We start from the raw sequence: 19747 nt of genomic DNA, 5'->3' as shown, positions 1-19747 counted from the left end.
TCTCGGGGCGCACCTCTTCGTGCCGAGGATCAGGCGGCGCCGTCGACGGCGGCCGACCAGTGCAGGGCCTGCCCGACCTGACCGAACAGGCCCTTGGGGTGGTTGCGGAACAGCGGTTCGGTACCGAACAGCACCACCGCGGCGCCGGGTTCGGCGACCCCGCTGACCACGGACGCCTGTCCGGCCGCGTCCTGCCGACCTCCCGTGCCATCGGCCCCGGGCCGCCAGTGCCCGGCGACCAAGGGGTTCTCGGCCGCGTAGGACTGTTCGACCGTGACGCCGTCGCCCAGGTCGGTGAACCACCCGGGCGAGTACACGAACCCGTACCCGCCGGTCCCACCCAGGACCCCGTCGCCGTCGTCCACACGCACCACACCGTTGGCGTCGGAACGGCCCGAGTCACGGGTGGCGTCCAACAGGCCGGCCGCCTCGTTGAACCGGGCCCCGGTCGCGCCGCGCGCCACGACCCCGCCCCGTTCCAGGAACGTGTCCAGGGCCGCCCTCGCGTCCTCGTTCAGGTCACCGTGGACCAGGCCACCGGCCACGTACAACACGTCGATGTCGGACCAGTCGAACCCGTCGTTGAGCACGGCGGTGGACACCGTGGTCACGTCGAATCCCAGCTCGCCCAGGGTGAAGACCTCGTCGGCGGCCCCGGCCACGGCCACCCGGACAGGCCCCAGGACGGGACCGTCCGGTGCGGTGTCGGCGGCGGTGAACACCGCTCCGTGGCGTTCGGCGACCTCGGCCACCGTGTCGGCGGCCTCGGCCGGCACCCACACCGTTCCCTGACCTGCCTGGACCGGCTCCACTCCGGCCTCGACCAGGTCGTTGAGCGCCGCGACGTCCGCGGCGTCGTCCAGTCGCAGGTTCCAGTCGCCCTCACCCTCGACCCTCCCGGTGGGATCGGCGACCGCCACCGCGGTGCCGGTGGGCGGCTCGGACTCGACGGCGGTCACGGTGGCGCCCCACAGGCGCCCGTGGCTCCACCCGGAGATGTCGTACATCGCCTCCACGTCGTCGCTGATGTCGCGTCCGTCCTCCAGCAGGACGTTGGCCATGCCGCGTTTGGGCTGATGCATGTCCACGACGTAGGACCCGGCCGGGTAGACGGCGCCGTCCAGCTCGAACCCCTCGTCGGCGCGTTGGACACGCACGTCGTTGGCGACGAGGAAGTCGACCAGGCGTGCGGCGGCCGGCACGGATCTCTGTCCCTCCCCGGCGGGGATCACGTAACCACGTGGGAAGTCGGTGGTGTACACGTCCTCGGGGCCGAAGCCCGGCACCCAATCCCGGGGCGGGACGACCTGTTCCTCACCGTTGGCCCCGCGACGGAACACCTCGATCTGGTCACCGACCAACTCTTCGTGGTTGTCCTGGGCGTAGTCCAGGGTGGCCTCGATCGTGGCGGCTGAGATGTCGGTGTTGATGGCGCTGCGCCGCCGCAGTTCCTCCTCCGGCAGGTCGTAGTCGGCGTTGTTGACCCGCATCGGAAACTCGATGGTGGCCGCGGCGACCGCGCCCTGGTAGGGGGCGTACATGGGGGTGAAGATGGGCGGCCAGTCGTCCCAGCCGTCCTCCTGGTCCCGGAAGGGGATCTGTGGCGGTTCCACCCCGTCCTCCTCGGGGGTGTACCCCAGGTCGAGGACGGCCTGCTCCATCTCTATGGCGTTCGCGTAGGTGTTCTTGATGAACAGGTCGTACTCGTAGTTCTGGCCGTGCGGCGGCGTGGTGGGTTCGATGAGGGTGCCGTTGACGTACCCGTGCTGGTCGATCATCACCACCGGCCGGGTGTCGATCATGACCTGACGGATCGCGGCCGACTCCGGTTGGGAGACGGTGACGAAGTCACGGTTGAGGTCGAACCCGGCGCTGTTGGCGCGGGTGCCCGCCACCCGACCGTCCGGGTTGGCGGTGACGGTGAAGTACAGACGTGAGGACTCCAGCAGTTCCTCGGTCCGTTCGTCCTCGGCGGTGGCCAGCTCCTCGATGACGCGCAGCGAGGCGTCGGTGCCCTCCCATTCATTGCCGTGGATGTTGGCGTTGACGTGCACCGGTGTCTTGTACCGGTCGATCAGGGTGTGGTCGCGGGCGGCCCGATCGGGGTTCTCGGAGATCAGCTCGCGCATGCGCCGCTGATGGCGGGCCTCGGCGCGCGTCTCGGGTTCGGTGAGGGTGACCAGGTACAGGTCGCGTCCCTGCACGGACTCACCGATGATCTCGGCGCTGACCCGGTCGGAGGTCTCCTGTAGGTCGTTGAGCGTCGGCGCGATGTCGTGGAAGGGGACCAGTCCGAGTTTGACGGAGTGGTCGTCGGGATCCTCGGGCGGGACGGGAAGCTCGTTCTGACGCGGGTAGGCGGCGTCCGCCTCGACCCCGGGCGCGGACGGGGGCTCGGCCAACGGTTCGGCGGTCAGGGACTCCGCACCGGCGGCGACCTCGTCGCGTTCGGGGCCGTTGGCGTCGTCGCGGGGTTCGGCGAGGGCGGGCGTGGGCGCGGCCATCAGGCACAGGGCCGCGAACGCGGCCGTGGCTCCGGCGAGTGCTACGGGACGGGCGGTGCGGCTATCGGGGGGATTGTGCACGAGGCTCCTCCTGTGGTCTTCGACGTTCCTACCTGTCCGGTGGGGCTGCCACAAGACGGCCAGGGTCGACTTTTCCGTGTCCACCCGCGACCTCTGCCGGAATGTCGGTGCCCCCGTTTAGGGTGCGCACCATGGACGAGCACCTCCCCACCGGTACCGAAGCACTGATCGACGCTCCGGCGGCGGCCTGGACCGCGATGTCGCGGGAGCTGTCGGAGACGACCGGCACCTACTGGCTGACCGTCACTCGCACCGGCTCGGCCCCGCACACGCGGCCGTTGCTCGCGGTGTGGTCGCGCGGACTGCCCCACTTCGCGTGCGGGCCGGACAGCGCGAAGGCGCGATCGCTGACCGAGGGGGCACCGGTGAGTCTGGCCGTGTCCACCGGCCGTTGGGACGTGGTGGTGGAGGGCCCCGCGGAACGGGTACGCGACCCCGAGAAGGTGCGCGTGGTCGCCGAGACCTACCCGGTGGTCTATGGGTGGGCCCCGCTATCCGAGGGAGATCTGCTGGTCGGCCCGGACGGAGCCCCCACCGCCGGTCCCCCGCCTTACGCGGTGTACGCGGTACGGCCGAGCACCGTGTACGCCTTTCCCACCGACACCACCGACCACGGCCCCACCCGCTGGCGGTTCGAGCGCCCATGACCACGGGGACGCGCTCGTAGGTGAGGATCGGGGATCGCGGGGTAGGTCTTCCCAAGAAATTCGAGACCCCGACGATCGCAACGGCTCCACCCCCGGGAGGCATTAGTGCGCATCAGTATCGTTCTCTCCGTCCTCGTCGTGCTGTGGTTGGTGATCGGTCTGGTAGCGGCCTTCCAACGCGGCTACTTCAGTCCAGCGGACACCAACTGTTCGACGCTGGGCAGCACCGTGGTGACCGTCTTCGTCGGCCCGCTCAACTACCTCGGGGTCAACCCGACCATCGAGTGCCCGACGCTCCCCCAGCCCTCGGAGTGAGCGGCGGCTCCGGGGCGGTTTCGCGACCGGGGGCACGAAACGGAGTGCCGTTTGGGCCCGCGCTTCCGTAACGGGCAGGATGTCGGGTATGGATGTTCTCAGCAGCCGCGTGATGATCCACCCCACCGATCCGACGCGTAGCCGTTCCTTCTACCGTGACGTGCTCGAACTCGGCGTGCACCGCGAGTTCGGGCCGCCCGACGCGCCAGGAACCGTGTTCTTCCTCGGCAACGGCCTGTTGGAGGTGTCCGGGCACGCAGAATCCTCCGGGGTGCCGTCGATGTCGCTGTGGTTGCAGGTGCGCGACGTGCGCGCCGAGTACGCCCGGGTGACCGCCCTGGGCGCCCGGGGGCTGCGTCCCCCGCAGAAGGAGTTCTGGGGGTTGGTCGAGGCGTGGGTCGCCGACCCGGACGGGGTGCGCATCGTCCTGGTGCAGGTTCCGGACGACCACCCGTTGCGCCGGGACCAGCGCGAGTTCTGACCACCGAACGAGCCTGACGCTCGCCCGCCCGACCCGTCGCCATCACGCGCCCGACGACCCCGCCGACCCCCACGGCGGGGTCTTCCTCGTTCGCGTCGTCTCCTCAACAGCGCCGGCCCCCACGTGGTGAGGGGCACCACTTCACGACGACACGCCGCGCCACGATCCGGCACCCTCCCGTGCGGCACGGGCAGACTCTTGACCATCCCGTGCCGCCCCAACGGCCCGGGCCACCTCCCCTCTCCCCCCGTATCCCCCATAGAAGACGACACCACCGAGAGAACGGAGTCCATGTGCGATCCGAGTGGCCGGGAGTAGGGGCACTTGCCAACAGGTGGAACGCGACCCGCCGGGCCCGTACCGAACAGGACCGACGGCGGGAGGCCGAGCGGGCGGAGAGCCTCCCCGTCGACGAGGGCACCGAGACGCGGGACGACACCGGCGCCGGTGACCTCCTGCGCGTGGTCAGCGACACGTGCTGGCGGCTGTTGATCATCGGCGTGTTCGCCGGCCTGTTGGTCTACGGACTGATCCACCTGTCCGTGGTCACGCTTCCGGTGATCATCGCGGTGTTCCTGACCGCGTTGCTGATGCCGCTGGCCAACCGGCTGCGTCGGCCCAACATGATCCGACGCGCGGGGTTCGGCCGGGGCGCGTCCACGACCATCACCCTGCTCGTGGCGTTGATCGTCTACAGCGTGGCCGTCACCCTGATCGTGACGCCCGCGGTCGCCGGCTTCGGTGGCCTGGTGGACAGCGTCAACCAGGCCATCGCCCGGATCGGGTCGATTCAGCTGCCGTTCGGGCTCGATCCGGCCCTGCTCACCGAGGCCATCGACAACGCCTGGGCCCAAGCCAGGTCCCTGATCTCGGACAACTCCGACCAGATCCTCAGTGGCGCGTGGACGGCGACCACCGCCGTGTCCCGGATCGTGCTCGGAATCGTGCTGATCCTCGTCCTGACGATCTACTTCCTGCACTCGGGCGACAAGCTCATGGAGTGGATCGCGCGGCTGTTTCCGCCCCGTTCTCGCCCGGTCCTGCACCGCTCCTCCCGAGTGACCTGGGACGTCATGGGTCACTACGTTCGGGGCGTGGCGCTGGTGGGCCTGTTCGACGCGGTGGGCGTCGGTATCGCGCTGCTCCTGTTGATCGACACCGGCCTGGCGGTCCCTCTGATCGTCCTCACCTTCGTCGGGGCGTTCCTGCCGGTCGTCGGCGCGTTCGTGAGCGGTCTTCTGGCCGTTCTGGTGGCCCTGGTGACCGAGGGCTGGATCGTGGCACTGATCATCCTCGGCGTCGTGCTGCTGGTGCAGCAGTTGGAGAGCAACGTCTTCGCGCCGCGCGTCTACGGCCGATCCCTCGACCTGCCCTCCGCCGTGGTGTTGATCGCGCTCACCGTCGGTGGTTTCCTCGGCGGCGTCGCGGGGTTGTTCCTGGCCACCCCGATCGCCGCGGTGCTGGCGGCGCTGCTGCGCGAACGCCCGGGGAGCGGGCCGGACACCGCGCCCCTCTCCGAGCCGGACGGTACACCTACGCCCTAGTACACCGAGGTGGCTCCGGTGCCGGGCCCGTAACCTGACTCCATGATCAAGCGCGAAGATACCGACCTCGACGTCGACGCCATGCTCCAAGACCTGCGGACGCTCGTGGAGGTCGAGTCCCCTTCCCGGGACCTCGCCGCTCTGCGAAGGTCGGCCGAGGCGGTGGCCGCGCTGGTCGAGCACCGCCTGGGCGGGCGCGCCACCCTCGTGGACGGGCCGGCCGGGACGCACGTGCGCTGGTCGGGCGGGGGTACGCCCCGGGTCCTGGTGCTCGGCCACCACGACACGGTCTTCCCCTTGGGCACCCTGGAGCACCGCCCGTTCCGGGTGGAGGGCGGTCACGCCACGGGCCCCGGTGTCTACGACATGTTGGGCGGCCTGGTGCAGGCGATCCACGGTCTGGCCACGTTGGAGAATCCCTCCGGGGTGGAGCTGTTGGTGACCGCCGACGAGGAGGTCGGCTCGCATTACTCGCGGGCGCTCATCGAGGAGCGGGCGCGGGCGTGCGACGCGGTGCTGGTGTTCGAGGGCGCCACCGCGGACGGGCACCTGAAGGTCGCCCGTAAGGGCTGCGGGACGTTCGAGGTGGCGGTGCGCGGCGTGGCCTCACACGCCGGGTTGGAACCCGAGGCGGGCGTGAACGCGCTGGTGGAAGCCGCCCACCAGGTCCTGGCGATCGCCGCGTTGGATCGCCCAGAGGTGGGCACGACGGTGACGCCGACCGTGGCCGCGGCGGGGACCACCGACAACGTGGTGCCGGCGGAGGCCACGATCGTGGTGGACGTGCGTGTGCCCTCCGCGGCGGAGAAGGACCGGGTGGAGACGGCGTTCGCGAATCTGAGCCCGGTCCTGGCGGGCGCGGAGCTCACGGTGACGGGTTCGGTGAACCGGCCGCCGATGCCGCCGGAGGGGGCGGCGGAGCTGCTGGCGAAGGCCCGGTGGTCGCTGCCGGGAATCGAGGGTGTAGCGGTGGGCGGTGGCAGCGACGGCAACTTCACCGCGGCGTCGGGCGTGCCCACGTTGGACGGGTTGGGCGCGGTCGGAGGCGGCGCGCACGCCGACCACGAGTACCTGGTGGTGGACTCCATGGTCGAGCGCGCGCGGCTGGCCGCCGACCTGGTGAGGGCGATCCGCACCTGACCCACGGAGTCACCGGATCAGAGGAGTTCGGCGAGGAGGGGGATCTGGTCGGGGTCGGCCAGTGCCGAGCCGACCGCCACCATCCGCGCCCCCGCGTCGAGGTACTCCCGCGCGTTGCGGGCGTCCATGCCGCCGGTGGCGACGATCCGCACGTCGGGGAAGGGCCCGCGCATGGCACGGAACCACTCCGTGCCCAGGGCCGTGGCGGGGAAGGCCTTCACCCAGTGCCCGCCCGCCTTCAGCACGCCCTGGACGTCGCTCGGGGTGGCCACCCCGGGCAGGTGTGGCAGGCCCGCGGCCTCCGAGGCGGCCATCACCTGGGCGTCGAAGCCCGGGGCGACGGTGAAGGCGGCGCCGGCCAGGGCCACGGCTCGGACCTGCTCGGTGGAGATCACGGTGCCCGCGCCGACGGGGTGGCCGCGTTCGGCCCCGGCCCGGACGGTCGCTCGCAACGCCTCCAGACCCGCTTCGTCCCGGGCGGGTACCTCGATCGCGGTGACACCCAGCTCCCAGGCGCGTTCGGCCAACGCGACGGTGGTGTCCACGGGCATGCCGCGCAGGATCGCCAGCACGCTGTGTCCGGTGAACAGGCCGTCCAGACCTTCGTCACTCATGGTCGTCTCCTCTCATCGCGGCCATCGCCGCGGAGGCTCGGTCGATCCACCGCTCGTCGGGGACCGACAACAGTTCATCCACCTGTTCCGGAGGGGGTGGGGCGGCGAGGTCGCCGGTCACCCGTAGGACACGCCCCGCGCACAGGTGCCCCAGTCGTAGGCGGCCCGTGGTGTCCAGGTCGCGCAGTTCACCGGCCAGGTACCCGGCGGCGAACGCGTCTCCGGCACCCACCGGTTCGACGACCTGCACCACCGGTGCGGGTACGTGGAGTTCCGTGTCACCGTCGAACGCGGTGGCCCCGTGTTCGGCGTCCTTGACCACCAGACGGTCCACGTCGGGCAGGAGTGAGCGCACCTCGCGGGCCGTGGTGGTACCCCACAGTTCCTCCGCCTCGTCCCTGCCGACGAAGACGAGGTCGGCGAGCCGGGCCAGTTCCAGCAGACGGGTGGCCGCCCGCCCGGGGCTCCACAGCCGGGGCCGGTGGTTGACGTCGAAGCTCACCCTCACGTCGGGGTCGGTGAGCAGGCGCTCGGCGAGGGCGTCGCACTCGGGTGAAAGGGCCGGGGTGACGCCCGACAGGTGCACCGTCCCGGCCGAGCGGACATGGGGGTGATCGGCGATCTCGGGCCCGAGCGCCGAGGCCGCCGATCCCGCCCGGTAGTAGTGGACCGTGCTCCCCGAGGGCGAGGGGTCCTTGGCGATCAGGCCCGTGGGCCGTTCGGGGTCGACTCGGACACCGGACACGTCCACGCCCCGATGTCCCACGCTCCGCGTGACCACCCGCCCGAAGGGGTCGTCGCCCACGGCGCTCAGCCAGGCGGACCGGTGGCCCAGTTCCGCCAGTCCGCAGGCGACGTTGGACTCGGCGCCGGCGACGCCCATCGCCAGGTGCGGTGCCCGGTCCAGGGGGACCGGTTCGGTCGCGGTGAGCAGCAGCATGGTCTCACCGACACAGGTCACTCGGTGCGTCACGGGTTCCCTCCGAAGTACCGGACCGGCGGGGCGCCGACGTCCACGGGCACTGCGAAGAGCGCGCCGTCGAAGGGGCCGGGGTGGCTCAGGCCCACCGTGGCGGAGGTGACGAACATCCGGGGTCGCGGCCCGTCCACGACGCACACGCTCGTGGGTTGGGCGGCGGGCAGGGTGACCACGCGTTCCAGGGTTCCGTCCGGGTCGTAGCGGTGCACCCGACCGGCTCCCCAGACGGCGACCCACAGGTGTCCTTCCGAGTCGACCTGCATCCCGTCGGGGCCACCCTCGTCGACGCGGGCGAAGACGGACGGGTTCGTGGGCTCCCCGGTCGCGGAGACCTCGTAGGTGTCGATTCTGCCCGCGGCGCTGTCTGCGAGGTACATGCGGGAGCCGTCGGCGGTGAAGGCCGGTCCGTTGGGGACCGTGTAGCCGTCCAGGACCCGGGTGACCCCGCCGTCGGGGTCGGCGCGGTAGAGCGCACCTGCGCCGGGTGTGCCGTCATAGGCCATCGACCCGGCCCAGAACCTCCCCTGGGGGTCGCAGCAGCCGTCGTTCATCCTCATCGGTGTGGCCGCCTCGTCCCCGGGCCTGGCCAGCCATCGGGGTCGGGCGCCCTCGGCGAGCAGCGCCACCCCGGTGCCCGCGGCCGCGACGTAGGTTCCCGGCCGGTCCCGTACGGGGGCGACCGCGCCCAAGGGCACGTCCAGGTCGACGAGCACCTGGGCCGATCCGGGCAGGCCGGGGTCGAGCCGCAGGAGCCTGCCGGTGAGGATGTCCACCATCAGCAGATCCGGTCCATGAAGGCGCAGGCCCTCCCCGAGTTCGAAGCGGTCCGTACTCCAAGGTTCGTGTCGCATCCGTGTCACCTCCTCCTCACCACTCCGCGAAGGAGCCGTCGTCGTGGGTCCACAGCGGGGGCCGCCAGCGGTGGCCCTTCCGGTCCGCCCTTCGCACCGCGTCCTCGTCCACGTCCACGCCCAGCCCCGGGGCGTCGGTCCTGTGGATGTGCCCGTCGGGGAAGGCGAAGACGTCGGCGTCCAGGACGTAGTCGAGCAGTTCGGCGTCCCGGTTGTAGTGGATGCCGATGCTCTGTTCCTGGATGAGGAAGTTGGGGGTGGCGAAGGCGACCTGGAGGCTCGCCGCCAAGGCCAGGGGGCCGAGCGGGCAGTGCGGTGCCAGAAGGACGTCGTAGGTCTCGGCCAGGGAGGCGATCCTGCGCACCTCGGAGATCCCTCCCGCGTGGGACAGGTCGGGTTGGGCGACCGCGATGCCGGCCTGGAGGGCGGGGAGGAAGTCGCCGCGGCCGAACAGGCGCTCTCCCGTGGCGATGGGCACCGGGCTGCACCGTACGACGTCGCCCAGCAGGTGCCCGTACTCGGGCAGCACGGGTTCCTCCACGAACATGGGGCGCAGGGGTTCCAGCAGGGGCAGGACCCGGCGTGCGGTGGCCGCGTTGAAGCGGCCGTGGAAGTCCACGGCCACGTCCCGGTCCGGGCCCAGTACCTCGCGTACCCCGGCCAGCCGCTCCACGACGCCGTCGAGCTCGCGGACGGTGGCCGAGCGGCCCATCACCCCCGAGGCGTTCATCTTCACGGCGGTCAGACCGGACTCCACGCGCGCGGCGACCGAGTCCGCCAGTTCCGCCGGGTCGTCACCGCCGACCCAGCCGTACACGCGCACCTTGTCTCGGACGGGGCCGCCGAGGAGTCGGTGCACGGGAACGCCCAGGGTCTTGCCCGCGATGTCCCACAACGCCTGGTCGAGCCCCGCGACCGCGCTGGACAGCACCGGCCCGCCCCGGTAGAAGGCGGCCTTGGTGAGTCGCTGCCAGTGGTATTCGATGGGGGCGGGGTCCTGGCCCAGGAGGAGATCGGACAGCTCCTCCACCGCGGCCCGCACGGTCTCGGCCCGGCCCTCCACCACGGGCTCGCCCCAGCCGACGATCCCGGCGTCGGTCTCCACCCGGCACATCAGCCACCGGGGCGGCACCAGGAAGGTCTCGATACGGGTGATTCTCACTGTGGTCTCTCCAGTCGATCTTCGGTCGCGTCGTACTCGGTGACGCGAAGCTGGTCCGCCCTGGCCTGGGCCAGCAGGGAACGCATGGCGGCCTCGGCCGCGAGGGGATCGCCGGCGACGACCGCCTCGGTGACCGCGCCGTGGCTGGGTACCGGATCGCCATGGTCGCCCCCGTGGACCAGGCGGTCGCGTTCGGACAGCCCCGCGGCGAAGAAGACGTCCGTGCGGGTGAACAGCTCGTTGTGCGTGGCGTCCAGCAGGGCCCTGTGCCAGCGCAGGTCGGCCCGCACGGCGGCTTCGGCCGGTCCCTGGACCGAGGCCGCGATGTCGGCGAGCGCGGCGCGCAGCTCGACGACGTCGGCGTCCTCACGGCGTCCGGCCGCCAGCCGGGCGGCGGCCGGTTCCAAGGCGTCACGCAGTTCGGCCAGCTCCTGGAAGAAGACGTCGCCCGCCCCGGCGGCGATCCGCCACCGGACCACGTCCGGGTCGAGCAGGTTCCAGTCCCCTCGCGGACGCACGAACGTCCCCTTCTTCTGCCGCGAGCCCACCAGGCCCTTGGCCGCCAGAACCTTGATCGCCTCGCGGAGCGCGGTCAGGCTCAGGTCGAGTTCCTCGCTGAGCGCGACCAGGTCGATCGTCTCCCCCTCACCGAACCCGCCGGAGAGCAGGCGCTCACCCAACAACCGCACCGTCTGGCCGTGCACACCGCGTCCCGAATAGGCCGCCATCACTTCCTCCGCTCCAGGCGTCCGGTCACGAGGACGCCTTGTAGATACTCCACCCTCCGTCGACCGGGACACTCGCCCCGGTGACGTAGGAGGCCTCGGCGGAGGCCAGGAAGGAGATGACGGAGGCGACCTCGTCGGGGTCCCCGAAGCGGCCCGCGGCGGTCTGGGCGACGCTGGCGCGACGTTCCTCCTCCCCCACCCCCTCCCAGGCGGCGGTGAGGACGGGCCCGGGCAGTACGCAGTTGACGCGCACCCGCGGACCGTATTCGACGGCGAGTTGGCGGGTCAGGGCGGTGAGGCCGCCCTTGCCGGTGGCGTAGGCCGGTCGGCCGGGCAGTCCGAACCAGGCGTGGACCGAGGAGGTGACGACCACGCTTCCCTCACGGGCGATCAGGTCGTCCAGGCAGGCGCGAACCCCGAGGAAGGCCCCGGTGAGGTTGACGGCCAGTTGGCGCTCCCAGGAGGCGAGTGTGGTCTCGTGGGCGGGCGCCTCCTCGAACGTGTAGGCGTTGGAGACGAGGACGTCCACCGGACCGAAGGCGCTTCGGGCCTGGGCCACGACCCGATCCCAGGAGGCTTCGTCGCTCACGTCCGCCCGCACGGCCAGCGCGCGTCCGCCCCGCGCACGGATGCGTTCGGCGGCCCCCTCCAGGCTCGGGGACAGGTCGGTCATCACCACCGCGGCCCCCTCGGCGGCGAGGCGGCGGGCGGTGGCCTCGCCGATGCCCCGTGCCGCTCCGGTGACCACGGCGGTCACTCCGTCGTGCCTGGTCTTGGTCATGTCTCTCCCTTACGGTACGAACTCGACGTCGGTCGCGGTGTGCTCGTCGGCTCCGGGGATCGGGGCGGCCCAGTGTGTCGGCTCTCCCGGCCGGGTCCGGGCCACGACGTGTCCGGATGCCCGGTGGAGGAGGTCGCCGGAACGCAGGGCGGTGAAGGTCCCGGCCAGCCGCCCTCCCCGGGCGTCGAACCCGGTCCAGTGCGGTGGCTCGCTCCAGAAGCCGTCGGGGACCACCTCGGAGACAGGTTCGGCCCCCGCACCGAAGCCGAACTCGATGCCCAGGGTCGTTCGTCCCCCCGGTGCGAGCTCGGTGCGCGGCCCCAGTGCCTCGACCTCGGTCACCCGGTCCACCGGGTACAGCCCGCCCAGGTGCTCCAACGGTCGCTCCACCGGCACTTCCAACCAGACCTCGGCCCGGGACCCGGAATCGGGGTAGTCGGCCCCCTCGTTCACGTCGAAGCGCTGGGTGAGCGTGCCCGAGGCGCCCACGTGGGCCAGCCATCCGGACGCCGTGGGGAAGCCGACCTTGCCGACGACCTCCTGCGAGGGCACCCGCATCACCCGGGGCGTGTGTTCCACCACGCGCGGGTGGCCGTTGCCGGCGATGAGCGCGACGACGTGGGGCCCGTCCCCTCGTACGCCCACGAAGACGCCACCGGCGTCCTCCCTCGTGGCGGGCGCGCCGTCGATCTGGGTCACGTTCCACAGCGCCCACCGGCGCACCGTGTCGGAGACGTTGACCGCCTCCAACTCCAGCCGGTAGCCGGCGACGCCCGGTTCCAGGGTCAGGCGACGGCGTAGGCGCAGGCCCGACCTCGGGTCGTCCCCACTGGTGAGGGTGAGCGTGACGGAGCCGTCCGGCGCGGAGGCGATCTCGACGGCGTAGTGGCCCGAGTCCAGGACGGAATCGGGCGGACCGGCCCACTCGTGGGGGCCGTCCCACCCCTGGGGCGCGGGCCAGGTCTTGTCGCCGCCGACGTTGTTCCAGGCGCTCATCGGCCCGTCCACCGGGCCGAGCACCACGCCTTCCACGGGGCGCAGGTCCTCGTCCAGCAGACGGGAGTTGCGGTACAGGTGTTCGTGTCCGCGATGGCGGACCGACAGGACGCGGCCGCCCAGTCCGGGCGCCGCGACCAGCCGGACCGGCCCGTTGTCGAGCACGATCAGCTCGCGCGCGCCCGAACCCTCATGGCGGACCTCGACGGGACTCATCCTTCCTCCCGATTCACCAGGCACACCTTGCCCCGGCTCTCGCCCGCGGCGAGCCGGTAGGCGGTGTCGGCCTCGGTGAGATCGAAACGGTCGGAGACCACGCGTTCCGGGGACAGCCCCCACCGGACCAGGTTCACCGACAACTCGGCCATGGCCGGTAGCGAGGTCACCCAGGAGGCGTACAGGGTGAGCTGCTTGTGCAGGAGGGTGTCGGACACCTCGGTCTCCAGCGTGCCGCCCTCGCCTACCAGCGAGACCCGTCCCCACTCGGCCGCGTTCTCAAGGGCCAGGGAGCGGCCCGGGCGCGAGCCCGAGCAGTCGATGACCGTCGCCGCGCCCCGGCCGGCGGTGGCCCGACCGATCGCCTCGGCCGCCTCCGCCGGTGCGGCGAGGGTGTCGAAGACGTCCAGGTCGGCGGCCCACGCGCGGCGCCGCTCGTTGGGTTCCACCCCGATGACCCGGGTGGCTCCCATGCCCCGGCCGATCATGCCGGCGGCCAGGCCGACCGGTCCCAGGCCGACGACGAGCAGGTCCCCGTCGCCGTCGACCCCGATGCGCCGCAGCCCTTCGTAGGCGGTGCCGAACCCGCAGGCGATGAGCGCCCCGTCCACGAAGGAGAGTTCGTCGGGCAGGGGGACGCAGGTCGATTCCTCGGCCAGCAGGTACTCGGCGTGGCCGCCGTCGCGCTGCCAGCCGTAGGAGGCCCGGTCGGGTGCCGTGCAGCTGATCATGTAGCCGCGCCGGCAGTTGTCGCACAGCCCGCATCCGGCGATGTGGTAGACGATGACCCGGTCTCCCGGGCCGAACCTTCGGCACCCCGGACCGGCCTGGACGATGGTCCCGGAGGGTTCGTGTCCCGCGACGACGCCGCGGTAGGCGGGCCCGTCGACGCCGCGGTGGGTCTTGTGCTCGTGGTAGATGTAGCCGATGTCGCTGCCGCAGATGCCCGAGGCCCCGACCCTCAACAGGACCTGGCCGGGTCCGGGCTCGGGCACGGGCAGGGTCTCCACGACCGCGGTGGAGTCGCCGGGCAGGCGTACCCCGCGCATGGTCGGGGGCGGGGTGTTCGGGTCCGTCACGTTCATGTCGATGTTCCCCCGTTCGGGTCAGGCGAGTCGGTTGGCGGCGCTGCGCCGGCTGATGACGACGTTGATCAGGACGGCCCCGACGATGATGAGGCCGCGCACCACGTCCTGGAAGAACGAGTTGACTCCGAGCAGCACCAGACCGTTGGCGATGACGGTGATGAAGACGACGCCGAGGAAGGTGCCCCCGAGCGAGCCGCGTCCACCGGCGAGCGCGGTGCCCCCGATGACGACGGCGGCGATGACGTCGAACTCCAGGCCCGCCGCGGCACCGCCGTTGCCCGAGCCCAGACGTGCGGCGAGCAGCACACCGGTGATGGCGGCGAGCAGCCCGGTGGTGGCGAACAGCAGGATGCGGACCCGGGCCACGTTGAGCCCGGCCAGTTGGGCGGCGGCCGCGTTGCCGCCGGTGGCGTACACGGACCGACCGTAGGCGGTGTACTTGGCCACGTAGGCGAAGACCGCGAACAGCACGAGCATGACCAGCGCGGCCGTGGGCACACCCAGGACGGACCCGCCGAGCACGTCGAACAGGGCGCTCTCGGGCAGCGGCACGGGTAGCGCGTCGGTCATGTACAACGCCAGCCCGCCCAGCACGCTCCACAGGCCCAGCGTGGTGATGAAGGAGGGCACGTTGAACCGGGCTCTGAGCCACCCGGCGAGCGCGCCCCACAGCAGACCCATGGCCAGGGTGAGCAGGATGGCGCCGAGGACTCCCAGGTTCCACTCCGTGGCGCCCTTGGCGACGATGACCGAGGCGAAGGCCACGGCCGGGCCGATGCTGATGTCGATCTCCCCGGCGATGATCACCAGGGTGACGCCCCAGGCCGCGATGCCGATCGTCGCGGCGTTGCGCAGCAGGCCGAGTTGGTTGTCCATGCTCAGGAACCCGGAGGCGGAGAGCCCGAGGACGATGTAGAGGATGAGGATGGCGGCCAGGAGGCCGATCTCGTTGAGGCGGTGGCCGTAGCGGCCGATGAGGTCGCCACGGGCGGAGACCGCTTCGCCGGTGACCTTGGTCGTGGTGGTCATTGTTACCTCGCCCTTCACGCCGCCATCGCGGCGGCCATGATGTTGTCCAGGGTGATGTCTTCGCCGGTGAACTCGCCTTCCAGGCGGCCACCGCGCAGGGCCAGCACGCGGTCGCACACGAGCGGGAGTTCCTCCAGTTCGCTGGAGACGAAGAGGACCGCGGCGCCCTGCTCCGCGAGTTCGCGGACGATCGCGTAGATCTGGGCCTTGGCCTCCACGTCCACGCCGCGGGTGGGCTCGTCCAGGAGCAGGATGCGGCTTCCGGCGTGCAGCCAACGGCCGATGACGGCCTTTTGCTGGTTGCCGCCGCTGAGGTTGACGATGGGGGTCTCGGGTGTGGCCGCCTTGATGGACAGCCGATCGATGAGGTCGCGTCCGATGGAGGAGACCCGTGAGGGAAGCACGGTCCCGGCCCGGGACGCCCCTCCGTACCAGGTCATGACCATGTTCTCGGAGACTCCGAGAAGGGGGACCACGCCTTCTCCCTTGCGGTCCTCGGGGGTGATGCCCACGCCCAGGCGCCGCATCGTGCGCGGGGTGGTGCGGGCCACCGGCCCGCCGTCCACCTCTACGGTGCCCTGGGACGGGGTGAACCCGGCCAGCGCGCGCAGGAGTTCGGTGCGCCCGGACCCCATGAGGCCGCCCAGGCCCAGGACCTCACCGGGATGGAGGTCGAAGGAGACGCTCTCGACCTTGGGCGGGACCGCCAGGTCGCGGACCGACAGCAGGGGCGTGTCCGAGAGGGGACTCCGACGCCGTGGCACGGTCTCCGCCTCCTCGGCGCGTTCGCCGAGCATGAGGGAGACGATGCGCTCGGTGGTGGCGCCTTGGATCGGCACCGTCTCCACGATGGCGCCGTCGCGCATGACGGTGACGGTGTCGGCGACGCGGCGGATCTCGTCCAGGCGGTGACTGACGTAGATGACGCCCACTCCGCGTGCGGCCACGCGGGTGACGGCCTCCAGGACGGCCTCCGCCTCGGCCGCGGCCAGGGCGCTGGTGGGTTCGTCCAGGATGAGGAGTCGGGGCCTGGACCGGAAGGCGCGTGCGATCTCGACGAGCTGTTGTTGGGCCAGGGGCAGCTCTCCGACGCGGGTGCCGGGAGAGATGCGCACTCCGAGTTCGGTGAAGATCTCCTCGGCCCCGGACGTCATGGCGGCGTAGTCGATGCGTCCACGTCCCTTGGGCCAGGACCCGAGGTAGAGGTTCTCCGCCGCCGAGAGCTCCGGGACCAGGCTGAGTTCCTGGTAGACGGTGCCCACGCCGAGCTCGGCGGAACGGCGGATCCCACCCTCTCCGAGGGGGAGGTCACCGATCTCGATCTCGCCCTCGTCGGGGGTCTCCACCCCCGCCAGCAGCCGGATCAGGGTGGACTTGCCGGCTCCGTTGCGGCCGAGCAGGGCGCGGACCTCTCCGGCGTGGATCTCGAAGTCCGCGTGGTCCAGGGCGGTGACTCCGGGGTAACTCTTGGTCGCGCCGCGCACGCGGGCCACGACCTTCGTGGCGGGTGCCGCCTCGACGGGGTTGTCGCTCATGGGTGCTCCATGGATGGGACGAAGGATGGACGGGTGGTCGGGGAAGAACCGTCAGGGGATGCCCTCCGGATGGGTCTGGAGCCACTCCTCGCCGTCCTCGGGTGTGGTGTAGAGGTCGATGGGGGCCGGGGTGACGAACTCGTCGGACTCCTCGCCCGCGATGACGCGCTCGACCGTCTCACCGGCCAGGAGTCCCACCTCGATGCCGGAGATGTCGACGTTGGCCTTGAGGATCGTGTGGTCCGACAGCGCGCGGGCGGCGTCGGTGGACATGTCGCTGCCGAAGACCACTACCTCGCCCTCCGCACCGCGGTTGCCCACGGCGCGGACCGCGCCCATGGTGGCTCCGCCGGCCTCGCCGTAGAAGGCGTCCAGGTCGGGGTGGGCGGTGAGGAGGCGCTCGCCCACGTCGACGGCCTCGTCGATGGTGGCGCCCTCCTGGTTGGCCACGATCCGCGCCTCGGGCAGGCGATCGAAGAGCGCTTCCTCGAACCCCTCGCGGCGCTGTACGCAGACCTCGACGAACTCGCAGTTGAGGACGGCGATCTGCGGATCCTCCACCCCTTCGCCCTCGAAGTGGTCCGCGGCGGAGTCGCCGAGCAGACGTCCGAACTCGTGGGGATCACCGAGGATGTAGGAGGTCACGTACTCCTGGGCGGCCTCGTCCTCGATGCAGGTGTTGTAACAGATCACCGGCACGCCGCTCTCGTGGGCCAGGCGCAGGGCCGGGACCGAGGCGGTGGCCGAGACCGGTGACAGGACCAGGGCGTCGACGTCGGCCGATGAGGCGACGTCGACGAAGGTGCTCTCCTCCGAGGCGTCGCCGCGGGCGTTGAGCTCCAGGAGTTGGAGTTCGCGTCCGGAGTTCTCGGCGTAGTCCTGCATGCCCTGGCGGACACCCGCGTAGAAACCCTGCGCGTCCATGTAGACCACGCCGATCCGGCCGTCCTCTCCGAGCCGGGCGCCGCATCCGGCGAGTGTCAGCACGCACAGGATGGCGGCGAGCGTGGCGAGCGCGCGGCCCGGGGGGCGTGGCGGTCGTCTGCCCATGGGGGTCCTCCTTGACGTAGGGCGTACCGCTCACCTGCGCGGACGCCTTTATCGACTGCGCCCGAGCATCGCAGAGTGACCTATGTAACGTCAAGAATAAATACTAATTAATTATTTTACGGATGGCGGTGCCGGCCCCTGACCCCGAACGCACGTCGGGGAGGCTCCCCGAACGGGAGCCTCCCCGGAGCACCGCCTCGCGCTACTTCACCGCCCCCGCCGACAGTCCGGACACGAGGTAGCGCTGGATCAGCATGAACGCAATGACCACCGGCAGGGAGATGGTCAGCGATGCCGCCAGGAGCTGGTTCCACAGCGTGTCGGTCTGGCTGGTGTAGAGCTTGAGCCCGATGGAGAGCGTGCGGGTCTCGGTGTCGGTCAGCACCGACGCGAACAGCACCTCGCCCCAAGCCGTGATGAACGCGAACACACCGACCGCGATGATGCCGGGCCTGGCCACCGGAAGGATGACACGGACCAAGGCGCCGACCCTGGTGGTGCCGTCGATCATCGCCGCCTCCTCCAACCCCTCGGGGATGGCGCTGAAGTACCCGGCCAGCATCCAGATCGAGAACGGCAGGGCGAAGGTCAGATAGGTGATGATCAGCCCGAGGTAGGAACCGGTGAGCTCGATACCGATGAGGTCCTCCACCCGCACGAAGATCAGGAAGAGCGGTAGCAGGAACAGGATGCCCGGGAACATCTGTGTCGAGAGCACCGTCATGCTGAACAATCGCTTGCCGCGAAAACGCAGTCGCGACAGCGGGTAGGCCGCGAGTACCGCCACCAGCAGCGCCAGGACCGTGGCCGTGGTCGTGACGATGAGGCTATTGACGAGATAGCTCGCCAAGGGGATCGTCGTCCACATGTCCACGAACGGTTGGAAGGTGATCCGGTCGGGGAACCACGTGAACGTCCCCCTGACGTTTTCCAATGGCTTCACCGAGGTCACCACCAACACATACAGCGGCAGCACGGTGAACACGGTGAGAAAGGTCAAGACGACCCTTCGAAACCAACGGAACCCCCTGGTCTCAATCATTGCCACTCCCCTTGGGCAGCACCATTCGGACGTACATCGCCGACGCGACGATCAACACGACCAGCAACATCACGCTCATCGCGGCGCCCAACCCGAAGTTCCAGTTGACGAAGGAATGCTCATAGATGAGTGGCGATATCAATCGTGCGCTCTCGGGCGAGGTATCGCCGAAGAGCAGATAGGGGATGTTGAACTCATTGAACGTCCACAACCCCATGACGAGCAGGACGACCAGGTTCGCCGATCGGACCATGGGCAGCGTGATGTCGGTGAACCGTTTCCATGTCGAGGCGCCGTCGATGGCGGCGGCCTCGTAGACGTCCGCGGGGATGCTCTGTAGCGCCGCCAACAACATCAGGAACGCGAACGGCCACAGGCGCCACACCGACACGATCACCAGCACCCAGAACGCGTTCTCACCGATGAGCCAGAAGGGACGTTCGTCCAACAGGCCCATGTCCTGCACCAGCACGCGGTTGACCATGCCGTCGCGCTGGTTGAACATGAACGCCCAGAGAATGGCGGCGACGTAGACCGGCAGCGCGTAGGGCACCAGGAACAGCGTGCGAAGCACGCCGCGCCCCCGGAACCTCGTGTTCAGCGCGACGGCCGCCGCCATGCCCAGCGCCCACGACAACCCCACCACCAGCACGGTGTAGACGATGGTGCGGATGAGGCTTTCGAACAGGGCGTTGCCCAGGGCGCTCCCGGGGTCGAGGCCGCGTACGAAGTTGTCGAACCAGACGAACGGTGCCGTCGTCCATCGCCGGATGGTCAGCTGCGTCAGCGAGGTGAACGCGATGTAGATCCCCAGAAGCATGGGGATGATGTGGACCAGCAACTCCAGCACCGCCGCCGGCAGGATCATGCCGTACGGCAGGAACCACCCGGGTCGGCGCGACCGTCGCCGGTCGGACCCGGGCGCGGCACCGGACCGCGGTTCTTCGGTGAACGACATCTGGTG

19 protein-coding genes are annotated in these 19747 nt (G+C 70.6%); 5 read left to right on the top strand and 14 right to left on the bottom strand.

What is annotated here, in order from left to right:
- Positions 1–29 precede the first annotated feature (29 nt).
- Entirely contained in the window at positions 30–2585 is a 2556-nt protein-coding gene (locus ACWGKS_RS20810) for a M14 family zinc carboxypeptidase (RefSeq protein ID WP_358509065.1), read from the bottom strand.
- A gap of 131 nt (positions 2586–2716) precedes the next feature.
- Between ACWGKS_RS20810 and ACWGKS_RS20805 the strand changes: the two genes are divergently transcribed.
- The 5 genes from ACWGKS_RS20805 to ACWGKS_RS20785 all read left to right on the top strand — a co-directional run bounded on the left by ACWGKS_RS20805 (position 2717) and on the right by ACWGKS_RS20785 (position 6712).
- Positions 2717–3232: a pyridoxamine 5'-phosphate oxidase family protein gene (locus ACWGKS_RS20805; RefSeq protein WP_358509067.1), complete on the top strand. Its 516-nt coding sequence runs from the start codon at positions 2717–2719 to the stop codon at positions 3230–3232.
- Positions 3233–3337: 105 nt separating this feature from the next.
- Positions 3338–3547: a hypothetical protein gene (locus ACWGKS_RS20800; RefSeq protein ID WP_358509069.1), complete on the top strand. Its 210-nt coding sequence runs from the start codon at positions 3338–3340 to the stop codon at positions 3545–3547.
- A gap of 88 nt (positions 3548–3635) precedes the next feature.
- The gene (locus ACWGKS_RS20795; RefSeq protein WP_067604217.1) at positions 3636–4028 is read left to right on the top strand and encodes a VOC family protein; all 393 of its coding nucleotides are present in this window, start codon (positions 3636–3638) and stop codon (positions 4026–4028) included.
- 293 nt (positions 4029–4321) lie between these two features.
- A complete protein-coding gene (locus ACWGKS_RS20790; protein WP_358509071.1) occupies positions 4322–5572 on the top strand; it encodes an AI-2E family transporter in 1251 nt (416 codons plus the stop codon).
- Between the two features lie 42 nt (positions 5573–5614).
- The gene (locus tag ACWGKS_RS20785) at positions 5615–6712 is read left to right on the top strand and encodes a M20 family metallopeptidase (RefSeq protein WP_358509074.1); all 1098 of its coding nucleotides are present in this window, start codon (positions 5615–5617) and stop codon (positions 6710–6712) included.
- Between the two features lie 17 nt (positions 6713–6729).
- On the opposite strand, the gene ACWGKS_RS20780 is transcribed toward ACWGKS_RS20785, so the two are convergent.
- The 13 genes from ACWGKS_RS20780 to ACWGKS_RS20720 form a co-directional block, all read right to left on the bottom strand.
- Positions 6730–7326 carry a bifunctional 4-hydroxy-2-oxoglutarate aldolase/2-dehydro-3-deoxy-phosphogluconate aldolase gene (locus ACWGKS_RS20780; RefSeq protein ID WP_358509077.1) on the bottom strand — a complete coding sequence of 199 codons (597 nt, stop codon included), beginning with the start codon at positions 7324–7326 and terminating at the stop codon, positions 6730–6732.
- Complete coding sequence (locus ACWGKS_RS20775) at positions 7319–8299, bottom strand: sugar kinase (RefSeq protein WP_358509080.1); 981 nt, start codon at positions 8297–8299, stop codon at positions 7319–7321. The genes ACWGKS_RS20780 and ACWGKS_RS20775 overlap by 8 nt, the downstream gene beginning before the upstream one ends.
- Positions 8296–9156 (bottom strand): SMP-30/gluconolactonase/LRE family protein, encoded by an 861-nt coding sequence (locus ACWGKS_RS20770; protein ID WP_452523581.1) that lies wholly within the window; start codon positions 9154–9156, stop codon positions 8296–8298. Before ACWGKS_RS20770 ends, ACWGKS_RS20775 begins: the two co-directional genes overlap by 4 nt.
- Before the next feature lie 16 nt (positions 9157–9172).
- Positions 9173–10318 carry a galactonate dehydratase gene (dgoD, locus tag ACWGKS_RS20765; protein ID WP_358509086.1) on the bottom strand — a complete coding sequence of 382 codons (1146 nt, stop codon included), beginning with the start codon at positions 10316–10318 and terminating at the stop codon, positions 9173–9175.
- Positions 10315–11046, bottom strand: a complete 732-nt coding sequence (locus tag ACWGKS_RS20760) for a FadR/GntR family transcriptional regulator (protein WP_358509089.1) — start codon at positions 11044–11046, stop codon at positions 10315–10317. Before ACWGKS_RS20760 ends, dgoD begins: the two co-directional genes overlap by 4 nt.
- Before the next feature lie 25 nt (positions 11047–11071).
- Positions 11072–11827 (bottom strand): SDR family NAD(P)-dependent oxidoreductase, encoded by a 756-nt coding sequence (locus tag ACWGKS_RS20755; protein WP_358509091.1) that lies wholly within the window; start codon positions 11825–11827, stop codon positions 11072–11074.
- A gap of 9 nt (positions 11828–11836) precedes the next feature.
- Entirely contained in the window at positions 11837–13039 is a 1203-nt protein-coding gene (locus tag ACWGKS_RS20750; protein WP_358509094.1) for a hypothetical protein, read from the bottom strand.
- Positions 13036–14124, bottom strand: a complete 1089-nt coding sequence (locus tag ACWGKS_RS20745; RefSeq protein ID WP_358509097.1) for a zinc-dependent alcohol dehydrogenase family protein — start codon at positions 14122–14124, stop codon at positions 13036–13038. Before ACWGKS_RS20745 ends, ACWGKS_RS20750 begins: the two co-directional genes overlap by 4 nt.
- A gap of 21 nt (positions 14125–14145) precedes the next feature.
- Entirely contained in the window at positions 14146–15156 is a 1011-nt protein-coding gene (locus ACWGKS_RS20740; protein ID WP_358509099.1) for an ABC transporter permease, read from the bottom strand.
- 14 nt (positions 15157–15170) lie between these two features.
- The gene (locus ACWGKS_RS20735; protein ID WP_452523578.1) at positions 15171–16691 is read right to left on the bottom strand and encodes a sugar ABC transporter ATP-binding protein; all 1521 of its coding nucleotides are present in this window, start codon (positions 16689–16691) and stop codon (positions 15171–15173) included.
- 51 nt (positions 16692–16742) lie between these two features.
- Positions 16743–17741 (bottom strand): substrate-binding domain-containing protein, encoded by a 999-nt coding sequence (locus ACWGKS_RS20730; RefSeq protein WP_358509105.1) that lies wholly within the window; start codon positions 17739–17741, stop codon positions 16743–16745.
- Positions 17742–17943: 202 nt separating this feature from the next.
- Positions 17944–18741, bottom strand: coding sequence for a carbohydrate ABC transporter permease (locus ACWGKS_RS20725; protein ID WP_358509108.1), 798 nt, complete (start codon positions 18739–18741; stop codon positions 17944–17946).
- Between the two features lie 34 nt (positions 18742–18775).
- A complete protein-coding gene (locus ACWGKS_RS20720) occupies positions 18776–19741 on the bottom strand; it encodes a carbohydrate ABC transporter permease (protein ID WP_358509111.1) in 966 nt (321 codons plus the stop codon).
- Positions 19742–19747: the final 6 nt, after the last annotated feature.

The organism is Nocardiopsis sp. NPDC055879 (genome assembly GCF_053615935.1).
Note: the sequence above shows the minus strand (reverse complement) of the source record. Positions and strands in the feature narration are given on the sequence as shown.